Annotated in this window: 9 protein-coding genes; all 9 read left to right on the top strand. The window is 63.8% G+C overall.

The window, feature by feature from the left end:
• The first annotated feature begins 80 nt into the window (after positions 1 to 80).
• The 9 genes from FNA46_RS25575 to pip all read left to right on the top strand — a co-directional run bounded on the left by FNA46_RS25575 (position 81) and on the right by pip (position 8,765).
• Complete coding sequence (locus FNA46_RS25575) at positions 81 to 686, top strand: CvpA family protein (protein ID WP_143128060.1); 606 nt, start codon at positions 81 to 83, stop codon at positions 684 to 686.
• A 145-nt stretch (positions 687 to 831) separates the two neighbouring features.
• Positions 832 to 2,322 (top strand): amidophosphoribosyltransferase, encoded by a 1,491-nt coding sequence (purF, locus tag FNA46_RS25570; RefSeq protein ID WP_143128059.1) that lies wholly within the window; start codon positions 832 to 834, stop codon positions 2,320 to 2,322.
• Positions 2,323 to 2,565: 243 nt separating this feature from the next.
• Complete coding sequence (locus FNA46_RS25565) at positions 2,566 to 3,306, top strand: SDR family NAD(P)-dependent oxidoreductase (protein ID WP_143128058.1); 741 nt, start codon at positions 2,566 to 2,568, stop codon at positions 3,304 to 3,306.
• 27 nt (positions 3,307 to 3,333) lie between these two features.
• A complete protein-coding gene (locus tag FNA46_RS25560; RefSeq protein ID WP_143128057.1) occupies positions 3,334 to 4,221 on the top strand; it encodes a DMT family transporter in 888 nt (295 codons plus the stop codon).
• A gap of 260 nt (positions 4,222 to 4,481) precedes the next feature.
• A complete protein-coding gene (cysS, locus tag FNA46_RS25555; protein ID WP_143128056.1) occupies positions 4,482 to 5,966 on the top strand; it encodes a cysteine--tRNA ligase in 1,485 nt (494 codons plus the stop codon).
• Between the two features lie 300 nt (positions 5,967 to 6,266).
• Positions 6,267 to 6,746, top strand: a complete 480-nt coding sequence (locus FNA46_RS25550) for a GFA family protein (protein ID WP_143128055.1) — start codon at positions 6,267 to 6,269, stop codon at positions 6,744 to 6,746.
• 120 nt (positions 6,747 to 6,866) lie between these two features.
• Complete coding sequence (locus FNA46_RS25545; protein WP_143128054.1) at positions 6,867 to 7,331, top strand: GFA family protein; 465 nt, start codon at positions 6,867 to 6,869, stop codon at positions 7,329 to 7,331.
• Positions 7,328 to 7,807 carry a GFA family protein gene (locus tag FNA46_RS25540; protein WP_246103389.1) on the top strand — a complete coding sequence of 160 codons (480 nt, stop codon included), beginning with the start codon at positions 7,328 to 7,330 and terminating at the stop codon, positions 7,805 to 7,807. Before FNA46_RS25545 ends, FNA46_RS25540 begins: the two co-directional genes overlap by 4 nt.
• Position 7,808: 1 nt before the next feature.
• Positions 7,809 to 8,765: a prolyl aminopeptidase gene (pip, locus tag FNA46_RS25535; RefSeq protein WP_143128052.1), complete on the top strand. Its 957-nt coding sequence runs from the start codon at positions 7,809 to 7,811 to the stop codon at positions 8,763 to 8,765.
• The last annotated feature ends 28 nt before the right edge of the window (positions 8,766 to 8,793 follow it).

Genomic DNA, 8,793 nt, shown 5'->3' with positions numbered 1-8,793 from the left:
TGAGGGTTAACCGGACCTTCACGCCACCCGCCACGGGGTCATTCTGGCGCAGCCAGATCAGTCTTGGAGTAAGTTCGTCCATGCCCATCACGATATTCGACGGCATTGTCATCGGCGTCACCCTGTTTTCGGCGGTGCTCGCCATGGTGCGCGGCTTCTCCCGCGAGGTTCTGTCGATTGCCAGCTGGGCAGGCTCCATCGCGGCCGCCTATTATGCCTATCCCTTCCTTCTGCCCTATGCGAAGAACTACACCACGGATGAGCGCATCGCGATTGCAGGCTCGGTGGCCGTTGTCTTCTTCGTCGCGCTGATCATCATCACCTTCATCACCACCCGCATTGCCGATTTCATCATCGACAGCCGCATCGGCGCGCTGGACCGGGCGCTCGGCTTCGTGTTCGGCGTGGCGCGCGGGGTTCTGCTTCTCGTGGTGGCCGTTGCCTTCTGGAACTGGCTTGTCGGCGTCCAGTCGCAGCCGGTCTGGATCACCCAGTCCAAGTCGAAGCCCTTCCTGGATACGCTGGTCGGACGGCTGGAAGCCGTGCTGCCGGAAAACATCGAGCAGCAGGCCCGCGCCCGCCTGCTTGGCAAGAGCAGCGCACAGCCGGCCAATGGCGAGACGGACAATGCCCCTTCCGACGAAGCGCCCGCACAGGCACCGACGCCGAGTGTGACAAAGAATTGACAGTTTGGTGCTCTTCTAAGGGAAGCCAAGCGTCACCACTTGTGCTATAGCGCGCGAGACAAGGCCGGATACGGGATACCCCTCCGGCCTCTTTCAGTTTCTGACAACGCCCATGTTTCTGACAACGCCCAAGGACCTGCAGACCATGATTCAGCCGGTTTCGCATGATGTTTTCCACGATCTGGACGGCGATACGCTGCATGAAGAATGCGGCGTGTTCGGCATTCTCGGTCATCCCGATGCAGCCACGCTGACGGCGCTCGGCCTGCATGCCCTCCAGCATCGCGGCCAGGAGGCGGCTGGCATCGTCTCCTTCGATGGAAAGCAGTTCCATACCGAAAAGCACATGGGCCTGGTCGGCGATCACTATACCAATCCGGCAACGCTCGCGAAGCTGCCGGGGCCGATGGCGATCGGCCACACCCGCTATTCCACCACCGGCGAGGTGGCACTGCGCAACGTGCAGCCGCTGTTTGCCGAGCTGGAAGTGGGCGGCATCGCGGTTGCCCATAACGGCAATTTCACCAACGGGCTGACGCTGCGCCGCCAGCTGATCGCAGGCGGCGCGATCTGCCAGTCCACCTCCGATACGGAAGTGGTTCTGCACCTCATCGCCCGCTCGCGCTACACCAACACCACCGACCGCTTCATCGATGCGATCCGCCAGATGGAAGGCGGCTATTCCATGCTGGCACTGACCCGCACCAAGCTGATCGCCGCGCGCGATCCCACCGGCATCCGCCCGCTGGTGATGGGCGAACTGGACGGCAAGCCGATCTTCTGTTCGGAAACCTGCGCGCTCGACATCATCGGCGCGAAATATGTGCGCGACGTGGAGAACGGCGAGATCATCATCTGCGAGATCCAGCCGGACGGTTCGATCGAGATCGATTCCCGCAAGTCGCCGACCGCACAGCCGGAACGCCTGTGCCTGTTCGAATATGTCTATTTCGCACGGCCCGATTCGGTGGTCGGCGGCCGCAGCGTCTATGTGGCGCGCAAGAACATGGGCGTGAATCTGGCGCAGGAAGCCCCGGTCGAGGGGGACGTGGTGGTGCCGGTTCCCGATGGCGGCACGCCGGCAGCCCTCGGCTATGCGCAGGAAAGCGGCATTCCCTTCGAATATGGCATCATCCGCAACCATTATGTCGGCCGCACCTTCATCGAACCGACGCAGCAGATCCGCGCCTTCGGCGTGAAGCTGAAGCATTCCGCCAACCGGGCGATGATCGAGGGCAAGCGCGTCATCCTGGTGGACGATTCGATCGTGCGCGGCACCACCTCGCTGAAGATCGTGCAGATGATCCGCGATGCCGGCGCCAAGGAAGTGCACCTGCGCGTCGCCTCGCCGATGATCTTCTATCCGGATTTCTACGGCATCGACACGCCGGACGCCGAAAAGCTGCTCGCCAACCAGTATGACGGGGTGGACGCCATGTGCCGCTATATCGGCGCGGATTCGCTGGCCTTCCTGTCGATCAACGGCCTTTACCGCGCCGTTGGCGGCGAGGATCGCAATCCGGCCCGCCCGCAGTTCACCGACCATTATTTCACCGGCGATTATCCGACCCGCCTGCTCGACAAGCACGGCGAAGCGATGGGCCGCAAGGTTTCGGTGATGGCCAGCAACGGCTGACATCGGACAATCATCCCACACCCCTCGGATCCCGCCTGATCCGGGGGGCTTTCTTTCGTCCGCGACCATCGCACCTCCCCTGCGTCATGCCGGCGCAACCCCTTGCGTGCGGCAGTCCCCTGTGACAAGCACGAGGTCTGACATGGGATCGGGAGACAGGCGGCGCCTGGCCACCGACCCGACGGACAAAGGCCCATGCGCGGGACACGCGGACGGCCGGGCAAAAGCACGGGTGGAGAATTCATGAGCATTGACCTGAAGGGCAAGCTGGCGCTGGTCACCGGCGCATCGCGCGGCATCGGTTACTTCACCGCACTCGCACTCGCAAAGGCCGGCGCGCATGTGATCGCCTGCGCCCGCACCGTGGGCGGCCTGGAAGAACTGGACGACCAGATCCAGGCGGCCGGCGGCACGGCAACACTCGTTCCCTTCGATCTCACCGACATGGCCGCCATCGACCGTCTCGGCGGCTCGATCTACGAACGCTGGGGCAAGCTCGACATTCTCGTGGCGAATGCCGGCATTCTCGGGGTCATCTCCCCCGTCGGCCATATCGAGGCAAAGGTGTTCGACAAGGTGATGCTGACCAACGTGACCGCCACCTGGCGGCTGATCCGCTCGGTCGAGCCGCTTCTGCTGAAATCCGAGGCGGGGCGCGCCCTTCTTCTTTCCTCCAGCGTCGCGACCGATGCACGCCCGTTCTGGGGCGCCTATGCCGCCTCGAAGGCTGCCGTGGAAATGCTGGGGCGCACCTGGGCCGAAGAGACCAGAAAGACGAAGCTGCGCGTCATCAACGTCAATCCGGGCGCGACCCGCACTGCCATGCGCGCGCAAGCCATGCCCGGCGAGGATCCGGACACCCTGCCGCATCCCTCCGACGTGGCCGGAAAGCTGCTGCCGCTCTGTGCGCCCGAAATGACGGAAACCGGCCGGCTGTTCATCGTGCGGCAGAATAAGTTCGTCGATTACCGCCTGCCGGAATAAGCACACTCCTGCCATCGAAGCCTTGCCATGCGCCCCCGCGATCTTGCCGCCTACCTGTTTCTCGCCATCGCCTGGGGGTTGTCCTTCCTGCTCCTGCTGAAGGTTGTGCACGCCTTCGGCTGGGTGGGGGCCGTCACCTTCCGCTGCTTCATCGCGGCAGCGATCCTGCTCCTCCTTTCCCGTCTCACCCGCCGCAGGCTCGCCTTCCCGTCCAGCCTGATGCCGCTCGCCGTGGTTGGCGCCACGACGGTTGCCGGCCAGTTGATCGGCCTTTCCTATGCAACGCCCCGGATCGGCACGGCAATGGCGGCGATCTTCGTTGCCTCCATTCCGCTGTTTTCCATGGTGATTTCCAGGCTGTGGGGGCTTGAAGCCATCACGCCCACCCGCGTGATGGGGCTTGCGCTTGGCACCATCGGCCTTGTGATGCTGGTCGGCTTTCCCGCGGTTCCGGTCACCGCGGATTTCCTGCTCGGTTGCGCGGCCATGCTGTTTTCCACCTTCTCCGCCGCCTTCGGCAGCAATTATGCGAGCCGCTTCCTCGCCGGCACGGGCCCGTGGGAAGTCACCATCGGCGCCTTCCTCTCCGGCGGCATCATCGCGCTGCCATTGCTGGCGATCGTGCCGGTGCCCGGCATGCCGCAGCCGATCGACTATCTCTATCTGGTGGCGCTTGCGGCCGTGATGAGTTCGCTGACCTACGTGCTCTATTTCGGTCTCGTGGCAAACATCGGCGCGACGCGGGCGATCAGCGTGGAATTTGCCGTCACCGTGGTGGCGGTTCTCGTCGGCGCGCTGGTGCTCGACGAACCGCTGAGCCTGATGCAGATCGCCGGCGGCGGCGTCATCATCATCGGCTGCGCGCTGGTGCTCGGACTGATGCCGGCGAGGCAAAGGGTCCCGGCGCAGCCGTAACGGGACAGGCGCTCTCCCCGCAAATCCCGAACGGATATTTCACGCCGCCCGCGATCCACGCATGATTGCGCCTTGCCTCCCCTTGACCGTGGACGGGTTCAGCGCCATAAGCTTTCGCCCATGAACAACGGCCTCTGCATCATTTGCGGGAAAATTATTCGCTAGCGCATCGCTGGCCTGGCCGTTCTCGTCTCTCGATCTCCGCAGGAAGACACAGAACCGGTCCGGCCGGTTCCAGTTCGTTTCGGGAGAAGACATCGATGAGCCACACGCTCAAGCTCTATAACACGCTGACCCGTGAAAAGGCCGCGTTCCAGCCGCTCGATCCGAACAATGTGCGCATGTATGTCTGCGGGCCCACCGTCTATGACTTCGCCCATATCGGCAATGCCCGCCCCGTCATCGTGTTCGACGTGCTGTTCCGCCTGCTGCGCCATGTCTATGGCGAGGCGCATGTCACCTATGCCCGCAACATCACCGACGTCGATGACAAGATCAACGCGCGGGCGCTGCGCGATTTCGGACAAAAGATTGCCGATGGCTCGATGAGCCTGAACGAGGCCATCCGGGCCGTGACCGGCAAGACGGAAAGCCAGTTCCAGGCGGATGTGAAGGCGCTCGGCTGCCTGGAGCCCACGCACCAGCCGCGCGCGACCGACAACATTGCCCAGATGATCGAGATCATCCAGCGCCTGCTGACGCAGGGCCATGCCTATGTGGCAAAGGGCCCGGAAGGCCACGAGGTGCTGTTTGCCACCGCCTCCATGGCCGATTACGGCCAGCTTTCCAAGCGCCGGCTGGAAGACCAGCAGGCGGGTGCGCGCGTGGCCGTCGAAGCCCACAAGATGAACCCCGGCGATTTCGTGCTGTGGAAGCAGTCCGCCGATACCGAGCCGGGCTGGCCTGCCGATTTCCTCTTCGAAGGCCGCAATTTTGCGATCTATGGACGTCCCGGCTGGCATATCGAATGCTCGGCCATGTCCAACCGCTATCTGTGGGAAGAGATCAAGGACCGGCTGTCGCCGAGGGGCAAGGCCCACCCGCACCAGTTCGACATCCATGGCGGCGGCCTCGACCTGATCTTTCCCCATCATGAAAACGAGATCGCCCAGTCCTGCTGCGCCTATGACACCGACGTGATGGCGTCGGTGTGGATGCACAACGGCTTCGTGCAGGTGGAAGGCCGCAAGATGTCGAAGTCGGAGGGCAATTTCGTCACCATCAACGAGTTGCTGGAAACGGAAAAATTTGGCGGACGGAAGTGGCCGGGCGAGGTGCTGCGCCTTGCCATGCTGATGACGCATTATCGCGAGCCGATTGATTTTTCGGTGAAGCGGCTGGAGGAAGCGGAACGCTTGCTTGCCAAGTGGCCGGTGGTCGAGGCAGGCGATGCCAAACCGTGCGAAACCGTTCTGGAGCCGCTGGCCGATGACCTCAACACGGTTGCCGCCGTACAGGCCATTCATGCGCTGGCGCAGGCCTCTCACACGGATGCCGACGCAAAAGCCCGCTTCGCTGCTTCGGCGAAGCTGCTTGGCGTTCTGCCGAAACCGACCGAGGTTGACGAGGCGATTGCCGCCGGCATCGATGCACTCGTTGAGATGCGCCTCGAACTGCTGAAGGCGAAAAACTTCGCCGAAGCCGACCGCATCCGCACCGAACTGGCCGACAAGGGCATCCAGTTGAAGGACAGCAAGGACAAGGAGACGGGCGAGCGGGTGACGAGCTGGGAGGTGAGGCGGTAAAATTGAGGTTGGTGGCGTGAGTGGAGCGAGAAGCCCCCTCATCCGCCCTTCGGGCACCTTCTCCCCAAGGGGAGAAGGGAGGGAAGAGCCGAACCGTCGGGAATTGGAACACTTTCGGTGCGGCCGTTCGCTCATTTGACACCGCGAAAACGGCACATGATCGAGGTCCGGACTGGGCGAGACGGCAACCGTTTCTCCCTTCTCCCCTCGGGGAGAAGGTGCCCGAAGGGCGGATGAGGGGGACGGCGCGATCCGCAAGAACCAGGTGATGAACAGAGGTCGAAACAGGGGGAACATGCCATGAGCGAGATCCATTCCGGCGGATGCCAGTGCGGCGCGATCCGCTTTCGCATGGAAGGGCAGCCGAAGGATGTGTCGGTCTGCCATTGCCGCATGTGCCAGAAGGCCTTCGGCGCCTATTATGCGCCGCTGGTCAATGTCGGCACGGCCGGCGTCACCTGGACGCGCGGCGAACCGAAGCGGTTTGCCTCCTCGAACTTCGTGCAGCGCGGTTTTTGCGAAACCTGCGGCACGCCGCTGACCTATGAGGCGCCAGACGGGCTGTCGCTCTCGGCCGGCAGTTTCGACGAGCCGGCAAGACTGCCGCCGACGATCCAGTTCGGCATCGAATGCCGGCTGCCCTTCGTCGACGGCATCCCTGCCCTGCCGGCGCGCGCGACGCTGGACGATCTCGACGACGCGCCCTTCCTGCCGGATATCGTCTCCCGCCAGCATCCCGACCACGACACGGCCGAATGGCCGCCGGAGCGACCGGCATGACCAATCCCAACACGAAGATGCCAGGATGGCTGCTCTACGGGCTGATGGCCAAGGGCGTTCTGGTAGCGGCCATCACCATCGGCATCGTGGCCTACGTAACACTGAGATAGGAGACGCGGCATGGACGGGGTGTTTACGGGCGGTTGCCAGTGCGGGGCGGTGCGGTTCCGGGCGGAAAAGCTCGGGCGTCCCTCGATCTGCCATTGCCGCATGTGCCAGAAGCAGTTCGGCCATTTCTTCGGCGTCTTCGTGACGGCCGATCAGGCGCATCTGACCTGGACGCGCGGCCAGCCGAGCCTCTACCGTTCCTCGCAGAAGGTGCATCGCGGCTTTTGCAATCGCTGCGGCACGCCGCTCACCTATCATCATCCGAACGGGGTAGAACTGGCAATCGGCGCCTTCGACCATCCCGAGCAACTGGAGCCGCAGATCCAGGTGAACCACCACCAGCGGCTGCCCTGGATCGACACCCTGTTCGAGAAGCCGGCGTTCACCAGTCCGGCCATGGAGGCCTTCTTCGCCTCCGTCGAAAGCTACCAGCATCCGGACCACGACACGGACCAATGGCCCCCGGAGGACGCATGAGCGCGCCTCTTTCCGGTGGCTGCCAGTGTGGCGCGGTGCGCTATCGCATCCGGGGCGTGCCGGCCAATCCGCATCTCTGCCACTGCCGCATGTGCCAGAAGGCCGCCGGCAATTATTTTTTGCCGCTCGGCTGGGTGGCGCGCGCGGATTTTACGCTGACGCGGGGTGAACCCGCCTGGTTCCGCTCCTCCGGCATGGTGCGGCGCGGCTTCTGCGCCGCCTGCGGCACGCCGCTGTTCTTCGAACCGCTGGGCGGCGATGGGCTGAATGTGACGCTTGGCGCGCTGGACGAACCGGAACGGGTCAAACCGGCCTTGCAATCCGGCCAGAACTCCCGCCTCTCCTTCTTCCCTGCGCTGGCGGCCCTGCCGGAAGAGGTCGAGACGATTTCCGCGGACTGGCTGGCGGCGGTCGCGCAAAGAACCTGCCAGCACCCCGATCACGACACGGCCGACTGGCCACCCGAGGAAGACTGAGATGAGCGAACTGCGCAGCTACTATCCCGAGATCGAGCCCTACGAGACGGGCATGCTGGATGTCGGCGACGGGCACAGCATCTACTGGGAACGCGTCGGCACGAAGGGCGCCAAGCCTGTCGTCTTCCTGCATGGCGGGCCGGGTGGCGGCTGCAACGCCAACCAGCGCCGCGTCTTCGATCCCTCGCTTTACGACGTGCTGCTGTTCGACCAGCGCGGCTGCGGCCGTTCCACCCCGCATGCCTCGCTGGAAGCCAACACCACCTGGCATCTGGTGGCCGATATCGAGCGGCTGCGGCAGATGATCGGCGTCGAGCGCTGGATGGTGTTCGGCGGCTCCTGGGGCTCCACGCTGGCGCTCGCCTATTCCGAAACGCATCCCGACCGGGTGACCGAACTTCTGGTGCGCGGCGTCTACACGCTGACGAAGGCGGAACTGGACTGGTACTATCAGTTCGGCGTCTCGGAAATGTATCCGGACCGCTGGGAGCAGTTTGTCGCGCCGGTGCCGGAGGGCGAACGCCACGAGATGATGGCCGCCTATCACCGCCGCCTGACCGGCACGGACGAAGCGGAAAAACTGCGCTTTGCCAAGGCCTGGAGCCAGTGGGAAGGCGCCACCATCTCGCTGGTGCCGAACCCTCAGCAGATCGACAGCTTCGGTGAGGACCATTACGCCATCGCCTTCGCCCGCATCGAGAACCATTATTTCATGCATGCCGGCTGGCTGGAGGAAGGGCAATTGCTGCGCGATGCGCATAAGCTTCAAGGCATTCCGGGCGTCATCGTGCATGGTCGCTACGACATGCCCTGCCCGCTGAAATATGCCTGGGAACTGTCGAAGCGCTGGACCGATGGCGAGTTGACGATCGTGGAAGCCGCCGGCCACGCTTTGACCGAACCCGGCATTCTCGACCAGCTGATCCGGGCAACCGACCGGTTTGCGGGAAAGAACTGAGGACTGAATACCCCCTCTGGCCTGCCGG

Origin of the sequence: Affinirhizobium straminoryzae, assembly GCF_007004135.1 — a bacterium.
Classification (GTDB): domain Bacteria; phylum Pseudomonadota; class Alphaproteobacteria; order Rhizobiales; family Rhizobiaceae; genus Neorhizobium; species Neorhizobium straminoryzae.
Note: the sequence above shows the minus strand (reverse complement) of the source record. Positions and strands in the feature narration are given on the sequence as shown.

What these genes read in the sequence shown, in the direction of transcription:
- FNA46_RS25550 (WP_143128055.1), top strand. Translation starts at nt 6,267, where the DNA reads ATGAGCGAGATCCATTCCGGCGGATGCCAGTGCGGCGCGATCCGCTTT.
- FNA46_RS25575 (WP_143128060.1), top strand. Translation starts at nt 81, where the DNA reads ATGCCCATCACGATATTCGACGGCATTGTCATCGGCGTCACCCTGTTT.
- purF (WP_143128059.1), top strand. Translation starts at nt 832, where the DNA reads ATGATTCAGCCGGTTTCGCATGATGTTTTCCACGATCTGGACGGCGAT.
- FNA46_RS25560 (WP_143128057.1), top strand. Translation starts at nt 3,334, where the DNA reads ATGCGCCCCCGCGATCTTGCCGCCTACCTGTTTCTCGCCATCGCCTGG.
- FNA46_RS25540 (WP_246103389.1), top strand. Translation starts at nt 7,328, where the DNA reads ATGAGCGCGCCTCTTTCCGGTGGCTGCCAGTGTGGCGCGGTGCGCTAT.
- FNA46_RS25565 (WP_143128058.1), top strand. Translation starts at nt 2,566, where the DNA reads ATGAGCATTGACCTGAAGGGCAAGCTGGCGCTGGTCACCGGCGCATCG.
- pip (WP_143128052.1), top strand. Translation starts at nt 7,809, where the DNA reads ATGAGCGAACTGCGCAGCTACTATCCCGAGATCGAGCCCTACGAGACG.
- FNA46_RS25545 (WP_143128054.1), top strand. Translation starts at nt 6,867, where the DNA reads ATGGACGGGGTGTTTACGGGCGGTTGCCAGTGCGGGGCGGTGCGGTTC.
- cysS (WP_143128056.1), top strand. Translation starts at nt 4,482, where the DNA reads ATGAGCCACACGCTCAAGCTCTATAACACGCTGACCCGTGAAAAGGCC.